Consider the following 20,223-nt stretch of genomic DNA (forward strand, 5'->3'; position numbering starts at 1 on the left):
GTGTTGCCGTGAACGCGTCGCGACACACATCCGGCAAGGCGATGCCTTGCCGGATGTGTCAGCCCTCAGGAGAAGCAAACGCTGCCGAAAGCACCAATCAGCTGGAGCCCAGAACATAGCGGCGGTTGCCGGCAACCGCCGGCCGCGCATTCATCGAGTAGAGCGCCGTGAACTTCTTGATGTCGGCCGAATCGACCTCGATCGGTTCCATCGCCACCATCCAGTCGACGATCTCGCTGCAGGGCGGGGTGGTGAGCGATCCCTCATAGGCCCAGTATTTGAGCGAAGTGGGCAGTAAGCCCTTCGGGTCGACGGCGTCGAGCGCTACCTCTTCGCCGGCCTTCTGCGGGAATTTGGCGGCGACGCTGGCGAAGGTCTCGTTGCGGGCGCCGGGAACCATGAACACGCCTAGGACACCGAGTTCGCCGGTCTCGGCGTGCTTGTGGACGAAATGCACTTCCATCGGGAAGCCCTTGCCGTCGACGAGATGCTCGCTCGGCGCGTGGAAGTGGTACTGCACCAGATCGTAGGTCTTGTCGCCGCGCTTGAGCGTGCCGCCGGCCGCCTTCACCTGGATCGTATGGCCGTTGTTGAGGATCGTGCCGCCGCTCTTCCAGTCGGTCGCGAGGTCCGGGATATCGGCCTTGATCGCGCCCGTGATGTCGATCGGCGATTGCTGCGAGCCGGCCGAGCAGGCACTGTTGTCCTTGCCCAGGGAGCCCCAATGCTCCGGGCCCTCTTCGCCTTCATAGCCCCAATGCACGCCTTCGGCGGCGTAGGCCGTCTTGACGCAGAGCGGGCAAGCGGCAAGCAAGGCCAGGCCCCGGAGGAATTCACGCCTTTCCATTCTTATTCCCTTTCGAATATTCGCGAGCGGATGCGCCCGCGGGGACGGGATGTTGTGCTTGCAAACCTGTCCAACAACTGTCCGAAACGCCGCAGCTCAAAATGGCTGCGCGAAACGGATATCGCCTGCGGGATTCGCCTGTTCGAGGGGGAGGATCTGGCATTCCGCCGGCGGCCGCCCAGGCCGACACTCTTCGAAAAGTTCGCCATTTACTTGTGCTCCAACTGCGCAGAAAATAGACGGATGGGAGGGAGCCTTCGACGCGCCTCTCGCAAACCGCGCCCGAACCGCTTTCGCCCGCTGACACATGGAGGGGGAAGGGGCAAAACGTACGCGGTTTTCCACCTGTATCCCGCTCTAGCCACTGGGAAATGATCACGCAGGCTTCGGTTGCGAAGACCGGCCCGAGGCGTGATCCAAGGGAGGAAAGCCATGAGGCGAGTTTTGCTCTCCGCGGTCTCGGCCGCGGCGTTATCAGTTGGCGTCACGTCTGCATTCGCGCAATCGGGCAGCGTGGAAAAGGCCGTCGGCGGCTACAATTTCGATGACGCCGCCAAGGAAGCGCCGGAAACCAAGGACTTCCATTCCGCCGACGGTCGTCTGACCTTTGCGATCGTCACGCACACGGCCGGCAACGGCTTTTTCGATCCGGTCTATGTCGGTGCAAAGGTGGCCGGCAACATGATCGGCGCCGATATCCTGCTGCTCGGCTCCGAATCGCCGGTGGACGACCCGGCCCGCGAAATCGAGATTCTTAATCAGATCGTCCGTGATCCGAAAATCGACGGCATTATTATGACGACGCCGCAGGTCGGCGCCTATAACGACATCGTCAAGGCGGCCGAGGCGGCCGGCATTCCGGTCGCCACCACCAATTCGTTCGATGGAACGCTCCTCAACCGCAGCGGCATCAGCCACACCGGCCAGGATGCCTCGGCGGCGGCGATCGGCGGCGAGGCGCTTGCCAAATGCGTGCTCGACAGCGGCAAGACCAGCGGCTCGATCCTGCTGCCGTCATCGACCGCCATGGGCAATATCGAGGTGAACAACCGCGTCACCGCCGCCTTCAACGCGATCGTCAAGACGCTGAAGGACGCCGGCAAGCTCGAGGCCTTCAAGGTCGATGCCGGGCCGGAGAATGTCGGCATCGACACGAACCCGAACGATCCGGTCAATGCACTGGTGACGCTCTTCGAATCCCGCGGCGACGTCGTCGGCACCTTCACAGCCAACAACGTCTTCACGCCGCCGCTCGTCAAGGCGGTGGAGCAGATGGGCTGGACGAGCAAGTTTTGCGCCTTCGGCTTCGACCTCGGCCCGGCACAGCAGGAAGGCATCGCCGCCGGCAACCTGACCGGCTCGCTCGGCCAGCAGCCCTTCCTCCAGGGCTTCTGGCCGGTCATGCAGCTCTATCTGCAGATCGACCGCGGCATCTCGGCCGCCAATCTCGACACGCGCGCCCAGCTCGTGACGAAGGAGAATGTCGCCAAGGTCGGCAAGCGATTCGAGAACTGAGCGCGAAGTCCGGCGCGATGAAGAGCGGATGATGGCGGCGCTGCACCCCCCTCTCACCTGCCGGCCATCTCCCCCACAAGGGGTGAGAACGCCTGAGGCACGCCCGGTGCCGCCATCAGAGGGCCGTCCATGCCGCACCGTGCCGTTTGTGCGGCTGACTCGCCGCGAGTCGATCTCCCCCCTTGGGGACCGTCGGTTGCGGCGGCCTGACCCGCATGCGAGGAGCACGCGGAAGAAGCCGCCATGATACCGACCGCAACGACATCGCTCGGCCGCGCACCCTCCCAACTCGCGGGTAGCTGGGAGGGTGGGCTGCTGATCTTCATCGCACTGCTCTATCTTGCCGGAGCGGCCGTCAACCCCGCATTTTTCGGTTCGACCGAGGGCCTCCATGCGCTTCTTCGCGACACCTCCCGCGTCGGGATCATCGCCGTCGGGATGACCTTCGTCATCGTCAACAAGGATCTCGACCTCTCCGTCGGCTCGATCTACGGGCTGATCGCCGTCGTCTTCGCGAGGCTCTTCGCGTCGAGCTTTCTCGATCTCGGCATCGTCGCGGCCATCGTCCTCTGCCTGCTCCTTGGCGCCGCGATCGGCCTTCTCAACGGCGTGCTCGTCACACTCCTCAAAGTCCCGGCCTTCATCGCCACGCTGACGATGCTGTTCATCGGCCGCGGCTTCGTGCTGGCGCTGACGCATGGCCAGGCGATTTACTATTCGGGCAAGGCGAGGGAATATCCGACTTTCTTTCATCTGGGCGAGACGAATGGTTTTGGCTTCAACAACCAGATCGCCATCTTCGCCATCGCCGCAACGGTGGGGGCGATCGTGCTTGGCAAAACGCGGTGGGGATACGAGACCTTCGCCACCGGCGGCAACGAACAGGCTGCCGTCTATGCCGGTATCCCGGCGAATTGGGTGCGGATTCGCGCCTATCTGATCTCGTCGCTCTCGGCGACCGTCGCCGCTCTGTTGGCGGCCGCGCAGGACAAGGGCGTCACGCCGCTCTATGGCGTCAGCTGGGAACTGACCGTGATCGCCTCGGTGATCATCGGCGGCGCCTCGATCCTCGGCGGCCGCGGCCGGGTCGTCGGCTCCTGCCTCGGCGCTGCCCTCGTCGTGCTCATCGACAAGGTGCTACGCGAAGGCTGGCCGATCACCCGTACCGTTGTCATCGACGGCGAAAGCATTGCGGTCAGCGCCCGCTATACGCTGCCAGCGGGCGCGGTGCTGGTCTTTCTCGGCCTGCTACTCGTCGCCGCCGTGCTCATCGAACCCTATCTCATTCGCCGCCAGGTGCTTGCCCGCTTCTGGGCCTGGCTGCGCCGACGGCCGCCGCCCGCGGCCATGGAGATTGGCGGCGTCGCGCTCGAAGGCGTACAGACCAAGGGAGCGATGGCGGGGGACATGGCGCTGTCGGCGATCGGGTTCGGCAAGTTCCTGGCGCGTCGCGATGCGCTCGCCATCATACTTGCAGCTGTCTTGTGGCTGACGGGGCTGGCGCTCCGGCCCGACTATTGGTGGAATCTCTCCAACACATTCGCCATCCTGCTCAATTATACGGAGCTGGCGCTGATCACCATCGGGCTCACCTATGTGATCGCCGCCGGGGACATCGACCTCTCGGTCGGCGCGGTCCTCGCCCTTGCCGGCAGTACGGCCGCCTATTTCCTGAAGGTGCTCGGCGCCGATCCAATGACGGCGATCGCCATGGGGCTCGTCGCCGGCATGGCCGCCGGGCTCGTCAACGCCACCTTGACCGTCGGTCTCAAACTGCCCTCCTTCATCGCCACGCTTGGCATGTTCTACATCGCCCGTGGTCTCGCCGCCTGGTTCGTCGCTGGGCAGCAATTGACCGGCTGGACGGAGGCCTACAATCTGATCGGCCGCAAGGTTAGCGACGTGCTCCTCTACTTCGGCGTCTCGCTGCAACCGGGCATCATCCGGACCGTCGCGGAGGTCGTCAGCGTCCAGACCGTCTGGATGTTCCTCGTCGCTATCGTCGCCGGCATCGTGCTCGCCTATACACCGTTTGGCCTGAAGGTCTGCGCGACCGGCGGCAATCAGCGGGCCGCCGCCTACGCCGGCATCAACACCAACCGCATACGCTTCCTCTCGTTGATGCTGGCTGCGCTCTGCGCGACCATGGCCGGGCTGATCAACGTCGCCTATTTCCGCAGCTTCAATCCGGTCGCCGGGCAGTTCCGCGAGCTCGACGCCATCGCTTCGGTGATCATCGGCGGAGGGTCGATCTTCGGCGGCCACGGGACGATGATCGGCGCGCTCGCCGGGGCGGCCGTCATCACGCTGATTCGGGCGCTGCTGCAGCTGAACGTCCAGGGCTTTACGATGCCGCAGCACTGGATCAACGTCTTCATCGGCGTCATCCTGATCGTCGCGGTGCTGATCGACATATGGGTGCGTCAGGCCAACATTCTCGGAACGCTGCGGGCGCGCTTCGCGAGGCGAGCGCCAACAGGAGCGGGCAGTCATGGTTGATACGCAATCGCCCCGGCCGATCGTCGAGATGCGCGGCATCGAAAAGGCCTTCGGCGCCGTACAGGCGCTTCGCAAGGTCGATCTCGTCCTCTATCCCGGAGAAATTCTCGGCCTCGTCGGCGACAACTCGGCCGGCAAGTCGACGTTGATGAAAATCCTCACCGGGGCCTATCAGCGCGATGCCGGCGAAATCCTCGTTGCCGGTCAGCCGGTGCAGTTCAGGAGCCCGCACGAGAGCCGCGACGCCGGCATCGAGATGATCTACCAGGACTTCGCGCTCTGCGGAAACATGGATGTCGGCCAGAACATCTTTCTCGGCCGGTGGCCGCTGAAAGGTCCCTTCGTCGACCGGCGGGCGATGTATGCGGAAGCCGATCGCGTTCTGAAGCGGCTCAAGGTCGACGTCAACTCGGTCTACCAGAAGGTCGAAAGCCTCTCGGGCGGTCGTCAGCAATCGGTGGCGATCGCCCGCGCCATCTCCTTCGAGCCGCGGGTAGTGATCCTCGACGAACCGACCGCCAATCTGTCGGTGATGGCGACTGAGCGGCTGCTCGAGACCATGCTCGAACTGAAGAGGCAAGGCGTTGCCCAGATCATCATCTCGCACCGGCTCATCGACATCTTCGCCGTCGGCGATCGCGTCATGGTGCTGAAGCGCGGCGAATATGTCGGCGACCGCTTTATCAGGAACACTGACGAGCACGAGGTGCTGGAGATCATCGTGTCCGGCACCCAGGACACGGCGCTGACGGCAGACCAGGCAAGAGACCGCCGGTCATAGCATGGACCACAACGGAAACCGCTCCAGGCTTCAGATCAATTGTGCGGTCACGCAGTGGATCGAGTTGTTGCCGTAGCCCAGGCGGTTCCACTCGGCGTGCTCAGGCTGGGTCCGGCCCGCCATGTCGGTGGCGCGCGCCCGCACGATGAGCGGCCCCGTCTCGTCGAGGCGGGTGATCAGTTCCCACCATTGCCACGCAGAGCGCCGCCGTTCGCCGACGAGCCGCGCCTCGCGCCACGGCCCACCGTCCAGGCTGACGTCGACCCTCGCTATGCTGCCGGCGCCCGACCATGCGACACCGCGGATCGCCGTCTCGCCACGCGGCAGGCTCTCGCCTTGAGCGGGCGTTGCGATCAGCGCCCTCACATTCATCAGCGTCACCGGCGCGCGCTCGTCGTGGCCGTTGCGTATCCACTCGTACCAGTACTTTTCCACCTGATAGTGTGCCTCGCAGGGCTTGTCGGTGACGATGATCTCGGTCAGCCATTTCACGGACGCCACAGCGTACCAGCCGGGCACGACCAGCCGCAACGGGTAGCCGTGCGGCGGCGGCAGCGGCTCGCCGTTCATCTCGTAGGCGAGCAGCGCGCCCGCTTCGCGGATCTGGTCGACGGTAAGGCCCCGCTCGAAACTGATCGGCGCATCGTGACCCTCGACGAGCCCGCCGTCGGCGCCGCGGAAGGTGAGTTGCGTTGCGCCGGGTTGCAGCCCGGCCCGTTCGACCACCTCGACCAGGGGCACGCCGGTCCATTCGGCGGTGCTGACGGCGCCCATGCCCCAGGCCTCGCCGGGCACCGCCGGATCGAACAGGCTGCGGCCGTTACCGGCACATTCGAGGGTGACCACAAGGCTCTCGGCATGAAGATTGCGAAGGTCCCGCATGCTCAGGCTCAGGGGTTTTTCGACCAACCCGCCGACCGAGAGGCGGTAGCGCTCGCCATCGAGGTGCGGGATATCGAAATGGTTGCGCAGGTAGAACCTACCGTTGGGCATGACGGCCCCGCCGGCGAGGTCCGGCACCGACGTCTCGCCGTTCAACGGGTAGGCCCGGTGGACGAGAAGTCCCGCCTCGATGGCTTCCTGGCAAGCGTTGGCCGGAGCGAGCAGCGCCGCCGAAATGTCTGCCGGGGGCGCATCGCAGCCGCCACTCGCGACTACCTCCGCGCAGGTCGACGCGGCCATCAATTCCACCTCGCCGACTTGCCGGAACGGCGTTAAGAACGCCTGGAGGGCGGCCTCATCCGCCGCTTCGGCGATGAAGAACAGCGTGTGTGCACCGCGAACGACGGCCTCGCCCTTGATAACGACCCCGTGGCGCGCGGCGCTTGGCCTGCTCAGATGGTTCAGCAACATCCCGCCCATGGCCGGATCGCGCGCGGGGCAGGCTTCGGGCGAGTGCTGATGTCGCACAATGAACAGAGGCATCGGGACCCCCACGCCTTTCGGCAAGACCGGACGAGCATTCGCGGCAATATATCATGCGGCATCTTCGCTTTCGCCGGGTATCGCTGAAAAGCTCCTTTTGGAGGAAGCCTGTCCGCAGCCGGGGCACGCAGTTCCACGCCGGTCACGGGCTATATCGATAATTCCATTCAGTCGCGCACCGGATGTCGAGCTGTTGAACGCCTACTCTCGGACGGTGGCCGATGCGGCCGACCTCATCGGCCCGGCGGGCAGGGATCCGTCTTCGCGATCTCTCCCGACGGGCCGAGTCGTCTGCTGTCTTGACTGGACGCAGGACGGACCTATCCGCAAGTCATCCTGGATCAGAGGGAGTCGCGCTCGGTGCGCAAGTTGGAGACGACGCGCCGGTTCTGCACCTTGCAGGAGCGGTCCGTGCAGTCACGGACCTCGCGCTCGTTGCCGTAACCCTTGGCCCACATGCGGTTGGCATCTACGCCCTTCGAGACGAGATAGGCCATCGCCGCGTCGGCGCGTCTCTGCGACAGCGTTGCCATATTTGCCCCGGACCCGGAATCGTCTGCAAATCCCTGCAGCTTGACCAGCCAACGCGGATTGCTGTTGAGCCAGATCGCCTGCTTGTCCAACGTTGCCATGGCGACGGAGTCGAGCGTGGCCGAGTCCTCCGTGAAGTAGGTCCGTCGGCCGACATTCAGGATGAAGTCCTCTTCGCTGCCGGTCACGACATTCTCGAAGCCGGGCGCCGGATCATTGGTCTGTCCGATCATCGGTGACGCAGTCGGCTCTTCCAACGCCGCGATTTCAGTCGTGTTGCAGGCGGCGAGCGTCAGCAGCATGGCCACGCCAACAAGCAGCCTCGTATATCCGGTCAAAGCAGACATCAGGGTGATATTCCTCATTCGACCGGGCTTGCTTGGCTGACCTGAGCGGCGGCACTTTCAGCCTGGTCGGCAATATGCGGCAGGACTTGCACCGCGGTGCCGATGGGGCAACGCTGATAAAGATCGATTGCGTCTTCGTTGAACATGCGGATGCAGCCGCTGGAGGCATCCTTGCCGATGCTGCCCGGCTCCAGCGTACCGTGCAAACGATAGCCGGTATCGACCCCATCGCGAAGCAGGTACATGGCGCGCGGGCCGAGCGGGTTCTTTGGCGAACCTCCCTCGACCGATTCAGGCAGTTCGGGGTGGCGCTCACGCATTTCCGGCGGCGGCGTCCAGCGTGGCCAGTGCGATTTCCGGTCGATCGTGGCGCGACCATACCATTTGAAGCCCTCTCGGCCGACACCGACGCCATAGCGAATGGCAGTCTTGTTCTCCATGATCAGGTAGAGAAAATGGTGCCTTGTATCGACAACGACGGTGCCAATCGGCTCGCTGCTGAAATATCTGACAACCTGGCGGCGCCACTTCTTGTCGATCTTGGCAAAGTTGGTGCTTCGGAATGTCACACCATCGTCGACGGCGGTGCCGGAAAAATAGGAAGTCGCCGCTGCCAATGTGGGTTTCTGTACCGCCACGGTGCCAAATGACGCTAAACCGCCAAGCACAATATCCCTGCGCGTCCACCCCATCGGCAATATCCCCCGTAAAGCCAAGTAGCGAAGTGGCAGTAAATCAGATTTTTCACCTGCCACAACATAAAATTTCGCCGGATTTCCAAGTAGAACGGCGTTTTGGTCTCTCGTGGGTTCCGATGCGCTCCCGCCCAACCCTCGCGCGCCTCCATGTTCGCGAACCTATGGCGCGGATTTCCTCATTTGCGCCGCGCCGAGCGCCTCTTGCCGTGTCGGGCGAGTGCGATCTTCACGACGACTCGGCGAGAGATGAAGGTCGACGACTACACTTCGCAACCATGTATCAGGTTCACTCTGTCACCATATATAGGCTGGACGGAGAGTGCGGTATCATCCGTTCCCTCTGTCTGTCAGGGAGAAGGTGCAGCAGCCGATGAGGGGCGTATCGACTCACGCATGGGCGCGCAGCGTTGCCGCCGAGCCCTCTACGAAGAGCCTCGTCAAAGCCTTGACAAGGGCAAGGCGGAACGGAACACTCCCGGCGAGATCCGCATCGAACACATCCCGCATCGTCAGATAGGCGTCGACGATCTGCTCAGGCTCGACTATGTCGCGGACGAGTGCGGCAATCCGGGCGGCATGCGGGTCGCGGACGTCGATCTCCCGGCCATGTTCGTCGAGCCCACGCGCGTAGCGCATCCAGGCAGCGACGCCGAGCGCCAGGCGCTCGTAGCCGGCTCCGGCTTGCAGGCGGTCGCGGATGGTGCCGAGCAGCCGTTGCGGCAGTTTCTGCGAGCCGTCCATGGCGATCTGCCAGGTCCGGTGCCGGAGCCGTGGATTACGGAACCGCCGGAGGAGGTCGGCGCGATAGGCGGAGAGGTCGAATCCGGGAAGCGGCGGCAAGGTCGGCGTCGCTTCTTCGCGCATTAAGCCCTCGATGAGCACCTCCATCCCGGGAAGGGCCATGGCCTCGGCCACCGTTTCGGCGCCCGCCAGATAGCCGAGATAGGCAAGGGTCGAATGGCTGCCGTTGAGCAGCCGGAGCTTCATCATCTCGAACACGGCGACATCGTCGACGAAGACGGCGCCCGCATCCTCCCAGGCCGGACGGCCGAGCGGAAAGTCGTCCTCGATCACCCATTGCTGGAAGGGTTCGGTCATGATCGGCCAGGCGTCCTCGAGCCCCAGCGCCGTCGCGATGGCCTCCCGATCGCTGTCCGTGGTGGCCGGCACGATCCGGTCGACCATGGTGGAAGGGCAGGAGAGACGGCGCGCGAGAGCCGCAAGGACCGGATCGCGGAGTTCCGCAAAGCGTGTGACCACGCGTTTCAGCACATGGCCGTTGGACGGAAGGTTGTCGCAGCAAAGTAGGGTGAACGGAGCAATGCCGGCCGCCTCCCGTCTGGCAAGCGCCTCGACGATGAAGCCGATTGCGGAGCGTGGCCGCTGCGAATTTGCAAGATCGTGGACGACATCGGGGTGGGCTTCGTCCAGCGTCCCGGTCGCGGGGTTGTGGCAATAGCCCTTCTCGGTGATCGTCAGCGAAACGATCCGGGTGTCGGGACCGGCCATCCGGCGGAGAACGGCTTCCGGATCCTCCGGTGCGCAGAGTAGCTCGACGACGCTGCCGACGACCTGCAGCCGCTCGCCTTCGCCGTCCTGTATCCTGAGCGTGTAAAGCCCGTCCTGAGGCTCAAGGGCGTCCCGCGTATCGGGGCTGCGGAGCGAGACGCCAGAGATGCCCCAGGAAGGATCCTCCGCCAGGATTGCGTCGGTAAAGGCCGCCTGGTGGGCGCGGTGAAAGGCGCCGATGCCGAGATGGACGATGCCTACGGAAATTTTTGCCGGATCGTAGCCCGGCTTCTTCACGGCTTCCGGCAGACGGTCGAGCGTCATTCTTGAAAGCCGCATGGCCTTCCTCCCGCGTTGATTGGCAGTGCACGGAAATTGATATACTAGTATTACAAACACTGTCAAACATGGCGGCACGGGTCTTGCGGCATCAACCTTCAGATCGGACGAGCGGCATAAGGCTGCGCCGGGTGACGACGGCGGCTGCTATTTACCAGCAGCTCCATGCTGCAATCCTGTCGCTTGACTTGCCGCCGGGAATGCCGCTGCAGGAAAAGGTCCTTGCCGAGGAATTCGGCGTCAGCCGGACGCCGGTGCGCGAGGCGCTCCTGCGGCTTGCCGAAGCAGGCCTCGTCGAGATTTTCCCGCAATCAGGCACCTTCGTCTCGCGCATTCCGCTGTCGGCCATCCCCGAGGCGGTGATCATACGCAAATCCTTGGAGCGCACGACCGTCGAGCGTGCGGTGCAGGTCGCCGCGGCCGACGATATCGCACGCCTCGATGCGATTATTGCCCGCCAGCAGGCTCATGCAATGCTCAACGACGCTTCACTCTTCTACGCAGAGGACGAGGCTTTCCACGAGGCGATTTCCGCAATCGCCGGCTATCCCGGCATCTGGACTCTCATCAAAACGGTCAAGCTGCAGATCGATCGCGCCCGCCGGCTGACATTGCCCGTGCCCGGTCGCATGAAGACGGCCATTGAGGAACATGCGGCCATCCGCGACGCGATCGCGGCGCATGACGTTGAATGCGCCTGCGAGGCGATGATGCGCCACCTCGGCGCCGTCATTCCCGACGTCACGGCCCTTCGGCAGCACCATCCGGACTATTTCGCATAAGATTTCCGAGTGTGCGGAGGAACCGGCAGAGACGTGCGGCGCAGTTGGGGTCATGCAAATGCCACAAAACTGGGGACCCTCGGAACCGGATCGAGAACGATCTTAGCCGCCCGTTGGCAAAATACGCCGATCGCTCCGCCGCGCCGATATTGGTTGCACTTTCGGAACGGGCATTTTCCAAGGACCTGAATGAGAAGGTTCGCCGCGACCAAAGCAGATCTGCGAGGTTTATGCGATGCATTCCATCCAAGACCGTCTTCCAGTCTCCATCATCATCGCCAATTACAACTATGCCCGTTTCCTGCGGCACGCGATCGAGAGCGCGCTCGGCCAAGACTACGGCGAGGTGGAGGTGATCATCGTCGATGACGCGTCCACCGACAATTCCGCCGAGGTCATCGCTTCTTACGGCCCCCGCATCAAGGCATGCTTGAGAGAGGCGAACGGCGGTCACGCCGCAGCGTTCAACACGGGCTTTGCGGCAAGTCGCGGGGCGATCGTTCTGTTCCTCGATGCGGACGACTATCTCTACCCGAACGCCGTCTCGGAAATCATCGGCCAATTTGATGGCGACGTGGTGCAAATGCAGTTCCGCCTGCACATCGTCGACGAGCGGCAGCGCGTCCAGGACGTTTTTCCGCCGCCCGAAGTGCCCTTCGATTCCGGCGACGTCACCCCGCAACTCTTGCGCCGGGCCCGCTACCAGACCACGGTGACCAGCGGACTGGCCTTCACCCGGTCGGCGCTCGACAACATCATGCCGGTACCGGAACAGGAATTCCGCCAGGGTGCGGACGGCTACCTGGTCACGTTGGCACCCCTTCACGGCAAGGTCGGGTCGATCGATACCTGCCTTGGTGCCTACCGCATGCATGGAAGCAATCATTCGGCCTTCGCCGAGAAGCTGGGCCAGAGGGCCCGGTGGCGCGTCCAGCACGACTTTCACCGCTTGCATGCTCTTTCGCACCAGGCCGAGGAGGTTGGCCTGGAAGTCCCGCCGGACGCCAATCTGCGCGATCCGACGCACATCGAGGAACGTCTGGCGTCGCTCTGCGTGGACCATCGGCGCCATCCGGTGGCGGAGGATTCGCGGCTTTCGCTTGCCGCGGCCGGTGCCGCCGCCAGCATGGAAATGAATGTCTCGCTCCGCCGCCGCGCCATGCTGGCGGCCTGGTTCCTGTCGGTCGGGCTCCTGCCGCGACGCATGGCGCAGGCGGTGCTCTCCTGGAAGCTTGTCGCCTCTTCGAGGCCCGCTTTTCTCACCCGGTTGTCGAAAACCATTCGCAATGTGATGGGATAGTTCGGTCCCCAGCGCGGAGCGCAGGCTGGATTTGCAACAAAAGCAGTAGCTAATACAACCCTCTCTTAATCGAGCGCAATGTGGTAGATTGCGCTGGGAGCAACGTCGGCTTGTGGAGAAGCCCGATGACGCCGGGCCTGCCCGAGCTCATGCACGTTGCATCAGCCTCTCCGCCAGCCGATCGGGCGGGACCTCCATGAGGAGGACTCGTCAAGAGCTCGGATTGGGAGGTGTTCAATGGTGCGCAAATTCTGTCTGGCCTTCGCCGTCACGGCATCGGCACTCGCGATCAGCGCGTCAGCCTGGGCCGACATCACGATCCTCGTGCCTTCCGGCAGCGAGGGTGACGGCCTCAGAGCCGCAGCCGCCGACTACGCGAAAATGAAGAATACGAAGGTTGAGACGGTGCAGGCGCCCTATGCCAATGTGTTCGAACAGGGTGCCAATGCCGGGGCAACCAAGTCCGGCGTTTTCGACATCGTCCTGATGGACGATCCGTGGATCCCGTTCTTCGCCGAGAACGGCCATCTCGAAGATTTGACGTCCTATTTCAAGGGCGCCGGGGTGGAGGGGCCGGACAGTGACTTCCTCTCGAAGTCGCTGGCGATCTGCCGCAATCCCTATAATTCAGGGCCCTATGTGTGCCTGCCTTATGTGGGCAACGCCCAGATGTTCTTCTATGACGCCGCCAAATTCAAGGAAGCGGGCGTCGAAGCCCCGAAGACCTGGGACGATGTGCTGAAGGCTGCGAAGGCGCTGACCGAGCAGGGCGGCGGCCGCTATTTCGGCTATGTCTTCCGCGGCGGCCAGGGTAATCCCGTCGTTGCCGACTTCATGCCGATCTTCTGGTCCTACGGTGCCGACATGTTCAATGCGGATCGCACCAAGGTGACGATCGACACGCCCGAGGGCGCCGCCGCCATGAAGATGTTCATGGCGCTGCGCGACGTCTCGCCGAAGGGCGTTGAGAGTTATAACGCCAACGAGGTCGGCACGGCCCTTGCGGCCGGCACTGCCGCCTCGTCGATCAACTGGCCCAACTGGGTAGCGACCTTCGAGGACCCGAGCCAGTCGAAGATGGTCGGCAAGATCTCCTTTAGCCCGATCCCAGCCGGCACCAAACCGGGCAGCTCGGAGATCGGCCACTGGACGATGGGCATCATGGCGGCGTCCAAGAACAAGCAGGAGGCCTTCGACTTCATGATGTGGGCGACCACGGCCGAGCAGATCAAGATCTCCGCCGAACGCGGCAATCCGCCGGTTCGCACCTCGGTCTTCACCGATCCGGAACTCACCAAGCAGGAGAAGTTCCGCCATTACCCGGTGCTGATGGAGGCGATCCAGGCCTCGACGCCGCGGCCGCGCCACCCGAAATGGCCGGAGATCGAGAATGCCTTCGGCATCGAGCTTTCGAAGGCCGTCGCCGGCACGATCACGCCGGAGGAGGCGCTGAAGAACTCGCAGGCGGCGGTCGAGCAGATCACCGGCCTCAAATAGGTGGTTTGCCTGCATCGAGCGGGGCCTCGCGCCGGTCCCGCTCTCGCGGCCGCAAAAAGAACCGCTGCGGCGGCCGGTGTCGAGGTATGCAGGGAGAAGGTCTGCGGAGGGACCGATGTTGCAAACCGGCAAAAGCGCGTCGGTTCGACGGAGAGGGCCGCTGGAGCAATGGACGGAGCGCCATCTGCGCTACCTGATGCTCGCGCCGACGGTGCTCATCCTGCTGGCCCTGACGATCTTTCCGAGCGTCTACATGTTCTATGCGGCGGTCCACCGGATCAGCCCCAATCCCGACCTCCCCTGGGAATTCGTCGGCATCGGCAATTTCGCGCGGCTCATTTCCGATCCGCAGTTTCACGTGGCGCTCCGCAACACCGCAGTGTTCACCATTGTTGCCGTGACGCTCGAATTCCTTCTCGGCCTCGGGCTCGCTCTCCTTCTCGATAGATTCATCCGCCGGCTCAGCTTCTTGAAAACGGTGCTGATGATCCCGATGATGCTGCCGCCGATCGCGGTCGCGATCACCTGGAAGCTCATCTACGAGCCGCAGTTCGGCGTTCTGAACGAGGTCATGTTCCTGCTCGGCCTGCCCGTTCAGGCCTGGGCCGGCGACGTAAACCTCGCCATGTTCTCGATCATCGTCGCGGATGTCTGGCAATGGACGCCGTTCATCTTTCTTCTGATGCTGGCGGGGCTCGCAAGCCTGCCGGTTGAACCCTATGAGGCGGCCGCGCTCGACGGCGCCTCGTCCTGGCGGCAGTTCTGGGATCTGACGTTGCCGTTCCTCAAGCCGGTCATCGCCATTGCGCTGCTCCTGCGCGTCATGGATGCGCTGCGCCTTTTCGACCTCGTCTTCATCCTGACGGGGGGCGGCCCGGCAGACCGCACCAAGGTCCTGAGTCTCTACATCTACCAGGTCGCCTACCGCTTCGCCGACCCCGGCTACGCGGCGGCGATGTCGCTCTTCGTGCTGTTCGTCACTATCGTGCTCAGCACCTGGTTCATGAAGCGCATGCGGCTGGCGGAGTGAGAGGATGGCGACGATCAGAACACGCAGCCGCACCCGGGAGATGCTTCTTCGCCTGTCGGCCTATCTGGCGATTCTCGTCGCGCTAATCCTGACGCTGTTTCCGGTCTACTGGATCGCAGCGAACTCCTTCAAGTTCGACATCGACATCTTCGCCGTGCCGCCGGAATGGGTGCCGCGCAACCCGACCCTGAAGCACTATGACGAAGCTTTCGTCCAACGCCCCTTCCTGCGCTATGCCCTGAACAGCTTCCTCGTCGCGATAGGCACGACCGTGATTTCGGTGACCTTTGGCACCATGGCCGGCTATGCGCTGGCGCGGTTCAGCTATCCCTGGCAGTGGCGCAAGCAGATTTCCTTCTGGATACTTTCGACGCGCATGATGCCGCCGATCGTCAGCATCATTCCGCTCTACCTGTTCTTCAACTATTTCGACATGCTCAACACCAAGTCGGCACTCGTCATCGCCTATACCGCCTTCAACCTGCCGTTTGCGACCTGGATGATGAAGAGCTATTTCCAGGATCTTCCGGTCGAGCTGGAGGAAGCGGCGATCGTCGACGGCGACACGCGCTGGGGCGCCTTCCTGCATGTCGCCCTGCCGCTCGCCCGGCCCGGACTTGCGGCGACTGCTATCTTCTGCCTGATCATCTCGTGGAACGAGTTCCTGCTGTCACTCGTCATCACGCTGACAGAGCAATCACAGACGCTGCCGATCGGCATTGCCGGCCGGGTGACGCAGTACAGCACCTATTGGGGCGAGATCAGCGCCGCGGGCTTCATGGCCTGCGTACCGATCGTCATCTTCGCCTTCGTCGTCCAGAAGCACCTCGTCCGGGGACTTTCCCTCGGCGCCGTCAAGGGTTGAGACCTGTGGCCTCCGTCCGGTTCGACAATGTCACAAAGAAGTTCGGCGAGTTCGTCGCCGTCCACGATTTCAACCTCGAGATCCGCGACAAGGAATTTCTCGTGCTGCTCGGACCCTCGGGCTGCGGCAAGACGACGACGATGCGGATGGTCGCGGGCCTCGAGGAGGCGACAACCGGGGATATCTACATCAACTCGGACCGGATCAACGACGTGCTGCCGAAATATCGCGACGTCGCGATGGTCTTCCAGTCCTATGCGCTCTATCCTCATCTCTCCGTCGAGGACAATATCGGCTATCCGTTGAAGATCCGCAAAGTGCCGCCGGAGGAATATAAGCGCCGCATCGGCGAGGTGGCGCGGCGGGTCGAGCTCGATACGATGCTCAAGCGACTGCCCAAGGAGCTATCGGGCGGCCAGCGCCAGCGCGTGGCGCTCGCCCGCGCCATCGTGCGCACGCCGCGCGTCTTCCTCATGGACGAGCCGCTGTCGAACCTCGATGCGAAGCTCCGCACCCAGATGCGCGCCGAGCTGAAACACCTGCAGCACGAGCTGCAGGTCACGACGATCTACGTGACCCACGACCAGATCGAGGCGATGACGCTCGCCCAACGCGTCGCGGTGATGAACCGCGGCGTCATCGAGCAGCTCGGAACGCCGCGGGACATCTATAACGACCCGCGCACGCTCTTCGTCGCCGGCTTCATCGGCTCGCCGGCGATGAACCTCATCTCCGGCGAGGTGAAGGACGGCGTGTTTGCCAGTGCGGGTCTCCGGGTAGGGGGTGCTGGAAACGTCAGCATTCCGCGCGCCGTGCTCGGGGTGCGTCCGGAGGATGTCCATGTGGTGAACCCGGAAGACCCTGGTGCAAACCTGGTAGCGCCGATCTATTCGGTGGAACTCACCGGCGAAAACACGCTTGTCAGCCTGCAACTCGGCGGCCGGCTCATGACCGTGCGCGCCGACAAAAACTTCGCCGGCCAGATCGACCAGCGGGTCGGCGCCAGGATCGAGACGGACCGGATGTTCCTGTTCGATGCGGAGACGGAGCGACGTGTCGACTTATAGCCGATTGGTTGAGTTAGCGTACCGACACCGCAATGCGGGTGTCGATACGCCCCTCTGCCCTGCCGGGCATCTCCCCCACAAGGGGGGAGATCGGCAAGAGGTACACTCTGTACTGCCCCCCGGCCGCGCCAGCCGAACAGCAGGAGATGAGACGGATGCGGAGGTGGCGCCCCTTGCGAATCTCCCTCCTTGTGGGGGAGATGCCCGGCAGGGCAGAGGGGGGTGCGCCCCGACACCCGGATACCCTCCTCGTGCAACGATAGCCGCAATCGCTCTCCTGGCATCCGGCGCGCTTGGCGCCGACGTCGGTCCCATCGTCGGCAACCCGCTCATCGCGGTTTCGGCTGGTCCCTTCGTCTTCGGCCGCGACGACGGCCCTGACAACGAACGCCCGCGGCGCGTGGTGCAGGGACGGCCATTCGCGATCAACCGCACCGAGATCACCAACCGGCAATATGAAGCCTTCGTGGCGGCGAGCGGCCACCGTCGCGCCTTTTATGCCGATCACCCGCTCCTGGGACTTCCCGATCGGCCGGTCGTCGGCGTCAGCTGGGGCGATGCGATTGCCTTCTGCCGCCACTACGGCCTCGCTCTGCCGTCGGAGCAACAATATGAGAGAGCGGCGCGGGGCGTGGAAGGTGATGCCTTTCCCTGGCAGGAGGGGCCTCGCGACGAGGCGCGGGCCAATGTCGGTGCCGATGTCTGCTGCTCCGGTGATGAAAGGGATGGCTATCCGATGACGGCGCCGGCAGAGTCCTTCGCCGCGGGCGCCAGCCGGGAAGGCGTGCTCAACCTCGTCGGCAATGTCTGGGAATGGACGAGCGACGTTTATGCGCCTTACGTAGGCGTATCGACTACCGCCGAGGGTCGCCATCGCGTGCTTCGTGGCGGATCCTGGAACAGCGACGCACGCCACCTGACAACCACTTACCGGCTCGCCTATGATCCCGACTTCCGTTTCGCAGCCAATGGCGGCTTCCGATGCGTCCGCTCCTCGCCCTGATCATCGCTGCCGGGGTCCTGCTTCTGGCACATAGCGCGGGTGCCGAGCCTGTGGCGGCAGCGGGCTACCGCTTCGCGACGGTTCATGTCCCCGGCGCCGCCTTTGCCGGTCTTGCGCGCGACGGCGATACGTTGCTCGTCACCGATCTTGCGAAGGGCCGCCTTTATCGCCGCGATGCGAACGGGTACCTTGTCGCCTTCGGTCCCGTCTTTCCCCATGGCCCCGACGTGGTAGGCGACCCGACGGGGCCCTATCGTGCCGTTCGTGTCGGTGGCGAGTTCATCGTGGCCCAGGGATGGACGCCGACCAACGCCGATCAGAACCCGCTCGATCACAGCCTGGTCGCGATCGATGACGCAGGCAAGACGCGGGTCATCAGCAATGATTTCTGGAACCCGTTCGATTTCGTCGCCGTCGACCAAGGCTTCTACGTCGTCGACGCGGCGCGCAACAGCGTCGAGCATGTAAGACGCGATGGTCGAAGGAGGACGCTTATCAGTTTCCGCCGATTGCCTCAGGCGGCAGGAGCCTTGCAGAGCCTTTCGCCGACGGAATTCGCGGCGGGCAGCGGCTACGAGGTCGATGCCGTACCGACCGGCATAACGCTTCACAGAGGGCGCCTCTATGTCGCGCTCTTCGGCGGCTTTCCCTTCCTTGCCGGGGCAGGGAAGGTCGTTTCGATCCCCACCGTGGGCGCCTCCGAACCGCGCCTCGAGGCCGACGGACTGAACGCGCCGGTGGCGATTGCCTTTGCGGGTGACGGAGGCATGCTCGTGCTCGAACACGGGACCTACGATCAGAAGCAAGGCTTCGCAAAAGGCAGCGGCCGACTGCTGAGGATCGATGCTGAAACGAAGAGCAGAAGCACCATCTTCGACGGCTTGACACGGCCGGTCTCGGTGCTCGTCTTGGACGAGCGGCAAGTTATCGTTTCCGATCTTGCCGGCAACCTGCACGTTCTGGCGCGTCAGTAGCGCGCCGACAGCCCTGTTCTTCCCCCCGATGCTGCTCCATATCTCCAGCGGCACCACAGGAAAGCAGGAGAGAAGACATGCGCATTGAACCGGCCTTCCTGTTCGATCTCGACGGCACGCTCGTCGACAGCGTCTACCAACATGTGCTTGCCTGGAAGGAAGCGCTCGAGGGCGAGGACATCGACCTCTCGGTCTGGCGCATCCACCGCAAGATCGGCATGAGCGGCGGCCTCTTCACCAACCAACTGCTGCGCGAGACGGGCGTGGAGATCAGCCCGGAACGGGTGGCGCGTCTGCGACAACGCCATGCCGAGGCATACAAGCGGCAGGCGGATCGCATCCGGCCGCTGCCGGGCGCGCTCTCTCTTTTGCAATGGCTCACTGACACAAAGATTCCCTGGGCGATCGCCACTAGCGGCCGGATGGAGACGGCTGCCGTCAATCTCGCTGCTCTCGGCGTCGACCCGGCCGTCGTGCCGGTTGTGACCCGGGACCTGGTCAAATACGCCAAGCCCGATCCGGATCTCTTCGTTGCGGCCGCCGAGCGGCTCAGCGCCCCGATCGAGACGGCGGTCGTCGTCGGCGACAGCATCTGGGACATGCTGGCGGCGGTTCGCTGCCGCGCCTTGGGCGTCGGGCTATTGAGCGGCGGCTATGGACTTGAAGAGTTGCGGCACGCCGGCGCGTTCCGCATCTATGAGGATCCCGCCGACATGCTCATTCATATCGACGAGGTCGGCGGGCGTCGGTGATCGACGCCTGGAGCTCAGTGTTTGGTGGTCGTTTCCTCGCGAACCGCTTCCTCGTGGTACCAGCAGCCGTCAATGGCAGCCGCGCACACGTCCGACGAAGCGAGATCCGCTTGGCGCTGTGCTTCGGAACGACGATCTTCGGCCTTGCGCGAGATGCGTGTCGGGAACTGATAGATCGTCGCACTCTTGCCGTGGAAACTCGTGGCCATGCTCTGGTCTCCGGTGAGTCCTGTCGAGAAAAGATAGTACGCCGCGGCAGAAATTGCACATCATTTACGCGAATTGCCGAAAAATCGTTCAATTGAATGCCGGAATCGCAAGCACAGCACCCTCATTGCGCTTGAGGGAGCGTATTCAGTGCGATTTTTTAGGCAGCTGCGCGCAACTGACGCATTTTGGAGCAGGTGATCCTTCGCCGCTCATGGCGGACCCTTGAACGTCAAGCGCAGGAGAGGCGCGGGA

General features: G+C 63.6%; 18 protein-coding genes. 12 read left to right on the forward strand and 6 right to left on the reverse strand.

Annotated elements, in window-relative coordinates; genetic code table 11:
• Positions 1 to 97 precede the first annotated feature (97 nt).
• Positions 98 to 847, reverse strand: coding sequence for a carbonic anhydrase (locus CO656_RS11045; RefSeq protein ID WP_097525787.1), 750 nt, complete (start codon positions 845 to 847; stop codon positions 98 to 100).
• 432 nt (positions 848 to 1,279) lie between these two features.
• Between CO656_RS11045 and CO656_RS11050 the strand changes: the two genes are divergently transcribed.
• The 3 genes from CO656_RS11050 to CO656_RS11060 all read left to right on the forward strand — a co-directional run bounded on the left by CO656_RS11050 (position 1,280) and on the right by CO656_RS11060 (position 5,642).
• The gene (locus CO656_RS11050) at positions 1,280 to 2,362 is read left to right on the forward strand and encodes a substrate-binding domain-containing protein (RefSeq protein ID WP_097525788.1); all 1,083 of its coding nucleotides are present in this window, start codon (positions 1,280 to 1,282) and stop codon (positions 2,360 to 2,362) included.
• 243 nt (positions 2,363 to 2,605) lie between these two features.
• The gene (locus CO656_RS11055; RefSeq protein WP_097525789.1) at positions 2,606 to 4,861 is read left to right on the forward strand and encodes a sugar ABC transporter permease; all 2,256 of its coding nucleotides are present in this window, start codon (positions 2,606 to 2,608) and stop codon (positions 4,859 to 4,861) included.
• Positions 4,854 to 5,642 carry an ATP-binding cassette domain-containing protein gene (locus CO656_RS11060; protein WP_037419001.1) on the forward strand — a complete coding sequence of 263 codons (789 nt, stop codon included), beginning with the start codon at positions 4,854 to 4,856 and terminating at the stop codon, positions 5,640 to 5,642. Before CO656_RS11055 ends, CO656_RS11060 begins: the two co-directional genes overlap by 8 nt.
• A gap of 30 nt (positions 5,643 to 5,672) precedes the next feature.
• On the opposite strand, the gene CO656_RS11065 is transcribed toward CO656_RS11060, so the two are convergent.
• From CO656_RS11065 to CO656_RS11080, 4 genes are all read right to left on the reverse strand, one after another.
• Positions 5,673 to 7,067 (reverse strand): sulfite oxidase, encoded by a 1,395-nt coding sequence (locus CO656_RS11065; RefSeq protein ID WP_179864748.1) that lies wholly within the window; start codon positions 7,065 to 7,067, stop codon positions 5,673 to 5,675.
• Between the two features lie 341 nt (positions 7,068 to 7,408).
• A complete protein-coding gene (locus tag CO656_RS11070) occupies positions 7,409 to 7,963 on the reverse strand; it encodes an OmpA family protein (RefSeq protein WP_097525790.1) in 555 nt (184 codons plus the stop codon).
• Complete coding sequence (locus CO656_RS11075; RefSeq protein WP_037419011.1) at positions 7,960 to 8,637, reverse strand: L,D-transpeptidase; 678 nt, start codon at positions 8,635 to 8,637, stop codon at positions 7,960 to 7,962. The genes CO656_RS11070 and CO656_RS11075 overlap by 4 nt, the downstream gene beginning before the upstream one ends.
• Before the next feature lie 393 nt (positions 8,638 to 9,030).
• Positions 9,031 to 10,491, reverse strand: coding sequence for a mannitol dehydrogenase family protein (locus CO656_RS11080; RefSeq protein ID WP_097525791.1), 1,461 nt, complete (start codon positions 10,489 to 10,491; stop codon positions 9,031 to 9,033).
• Between the two features lie 68 nt (positions 10,492 to 10,559).
• On the opposite strand from CO656_RS11080, the gene CO656_RS11085 reads away from it, so the two are divergent.
• The 9 genes from CO656_RS11085 (at position 10,560) to CO656_RS11125 (ending at position 19,761) form a co-directional block, all read left to right on the forward strand.
• A complete protein-coding gene (locus tag CO656_RS11085; protein WP_037419018.1) occupies positions 10,560 to 11,273 on the forward strand; it encodes a GntR family transcriptional regulator in 714 nt (237 codons plus the stop codon).
• 235 nt (positions 11,274 to 11,508) lie between these two features.
• Positions 11,509 to 12,573 (forward strand): glycosyltransferase, encoded by a 1,065-nt coding sequence (locus CO656_RS11090; protein WP_097525792.1) that lies wholly within the window; start codon positions 11,509 to 11,511, stop codon positions 12,571 to 12,573.
• 237 nt (positions 12,574 to 12,810) lie between these two features.
• Positions 12,811 to 14,070, forward strand: coding sequence for an ABC transporter substrate-binding protein (locus CO656_RS11095; RefSeq protein ID WP_097525793.1), 1,260 nt, complete (start codon positions 12,811 to 12,813; stop codon positions 14,068 to 14,070).
• Positions 14,071 to 14,185: 115 nt separating this feature from the next.
• Positions 14,186 to 15,100, forward strand: a complete 915-nt coding sequence (locus CO656_RS11100) for a sugar ABC transporter permease (protein ID WP_097525794.1) — start codon at positions 14,186 to 14,188, stop codon at positions 15,098 to 15,100.
• Between the two features lie 4 nt (positions 15,101 to 15,104).
• Positions 15,105 to 15,965, forward strand: coding sequence for a carbohydrate ABC transporter permease (locus tag CO656_RS11105; protein WP_097525795.1), 861 nt, complete (start codon positions 15,105 to 15,107; stop codon positions 15,963 to 15,965).
• Positions 15,966 to 15,970: 5 nt separating this feature from the next.
• Positions 15,971 to 17,032, forward strand: coding sequence for a sn-glycerol-3-phosphate ABC transporter ATP-binding protein UgpC (gene ugpC, locus CO656_RS11110; RefSeq protein ID WP_097525796.1), 1,062 nt, complete (start codon positions 15,971 to 15,973; stop codon positions 17,030 to 17,032).
• A 163-nt stretch (positions 17,033 to 17,195) separates the two neighbouring features.
• Positions 17,196 to 18,035: an SUMF1/EgtB/PvdO family nonheme iron enzyme gene (locus CO656_RS11115; protein ID WP_179864749.1), complete on the forward strand. Its 840-nt coding sequence runs from the start codon at positions 17,196 to 17,198 to the stop codon at positions 18,033 to 18,035.
• Positions 18,014 to 19,009 carry a ScyD/ScyE family protein gene (locus tag CO656_RS11120; RefSeq protein WP_097525797.1) on the forward strand — a complete coding sequence of 332 codons (996 nt, stop codon included), beginning with the start codon at positions 18,014 to 18,016 and terminating at the stop codon, positions 19,007 to 19,009. The genes CO656_RS11115 and CO656_RS11120 overlap by 22 nt, the downstream gene beginning before the upstream one ends.
• Positions 19,010 to 19,086: 77 nt before the next feature.
• Positions 19,087 to 19,761 carry an HAD family hydrolase gene (locus CO656_RS11125; RefSeq protein ID WP_097525798.1) on the forward strand — a complete coding sequence of 225 codons (675 nt, stop codon included), beginning with the start codon at positions 19,087 to 19,089 and terminating at the stop codon, positions 19,759 to 19,761.
• Positions 19,762 to 19,775: 14 nt separating this feature from the next.
• Here the strand turns inward: CO656_RS11125 and CO656_RS11130 are convergent, their stop codons facing one another.
• Positions 19,776 to 19,970 carry a DUF2735 domain-containing protein gene (locus tag CO656_RS11130; RefSeq protein WP_037383898.1) on the reverse strand — a complete coding sequence of 65 codons (195 nt, stop codon included), beginning with the start codon at positions 19,968 to 19,970 and terminating at the stop codon, positions 19,776 to 19,778.
• Positions 19,971 to 20,223: the final 253 nt, after the last annotated feature.

It is taken from the genome of Sinorhizobium sp. FG01 (assembly GCF_002531875.1).
Taxonomy (GTDB): domain Bacteria; phylum Pseudomonadota; class Alphaproteobacteria; order Rhizobiales; family Rhizobiaceae; genus Sinorhizobium; species Sinorhizobium fredii_C.

What these genes read in the sequence shown, in the direction of transcription:
- CO656_RS11090 (WP_097525792.1), top strand. Translation starts at nt 11,509, where the DNA reads ATGCATTCCATCCAAGACCGTCTTCCAGTCTCCATCATCATCGCCAAT.
- CO656_RS11080 (WP_097525791.1), bottom strand. Translation starts at nt 10,491, where the DNA reads ATGCGGCTTTCAAGAATGACGCTCGACCGTCTGCCGGAAGCCGTGAAG.
- CO656_RS11085 (WP_037419018.1), top strand. Translation starts at nt 10,560, where the DNA reads ATGGCGGCACGGGTCTTGCGGCATCAACCTTCAGATCGGACGAGCGGC.
- CO656_RS11070 (WP_097525790.1), bottom strand. Translation starts at nt 7,963, where the DNA reads ATGAGGAATATCACCCTGATGTCTGCTTTGACCGGATATACGAGGCTG.
- CO656_RS11100 (WP_097525794.1), top strand. Translation starts at nt 14,186, where the DNA reads ATGTTGCAAACCGGCAAAAGCGCGTCGGTTCGACGGAGAGGGCCGCTG.
- CO656_RS11050 (WP_097525788.1), top strand. Translation starts at nt 1,280, where the DNA reads ATGAGGCGAGTTTTGCTCTCCGCGGTCTCGGCCGCGGCGTTATCAGTT.
- CO656_RS11125 (WP_097525798.1), top strand. Translation starts at nt 19,087, where the DNA reads ATGCGCATTGAACCGGCCTTCCTGTTCGATCTCGACGGCACGCTCGTC.
- CO656_RS11055 (WP_097525789.1), top strand. Translation starts at nt 2,606, where the DNA reads ATGATACCGACCGCAACGACATCGCTCGGCCGCGCACCCTCCCAACTC.
- CO656_RS11120 (WP_097525797.1), top strand. Translation starts at nt 18,014, where the DNA reads ATGCGTCCGCTCCTCGCCCTGATCATCGCTGCCGGGGTCCTGCTTCTG.
- CO656_RS11045 (WP_097525787.1), bottom strand. Translation starts at nt 847, where the DNA reads ATGGAAAGGCGTGAATTCCTCCGGGGCCTGGCCTTGCTTGCCGCTTGC.
- CO656_RS11060 (WP_037419001.1), top strand. Translation starts at nt 4,854, where the DNA reads ATGGTTGATACGCAATCGCCCCGGCCGATCGTCGAGATGCGCGGCATC.
- CO656_RS11105 (WP_097525795.1), top strand. Translation starts at nt 15,105, where the DNA reads ATGGCGACGATCAGAACACGCAGCCGCACCCGGGAGATGCTTCTTCGC.
- CO656_RS11130 (WP_037383898.1), bottom strand. Translation starts at nt 19,970, where the DNA reads ATGGCCACGAGTTTCCACGGCAAGAGTGCGACGATCTATCAGTTCCCG.
- CO656_RS11065 (WP_179864748.1), bottom strand. Translation starts at nt 7,067, where the DNA reads ATGCCTCTGTTCATTGTGCGACATCAGCACTCGCCCGAAGCCTGCCCC.
- CO656_RS11075 (WP_037419011.1), bottom strand. Translation starts at nt 8,637, where the DNA reads ATGGGGTGGACGCGCAGGGATATTGTGCTTGGCGGTTTAGCGTCATTT.
- CO656_RS11095 (WP_097525793.1), top strand. Translation starts at nt 12,811, where the DNA reads ATGGTGCGCAAATTCTGTCTGGCCTTCGCCGTCACGGCATCGGCACTC.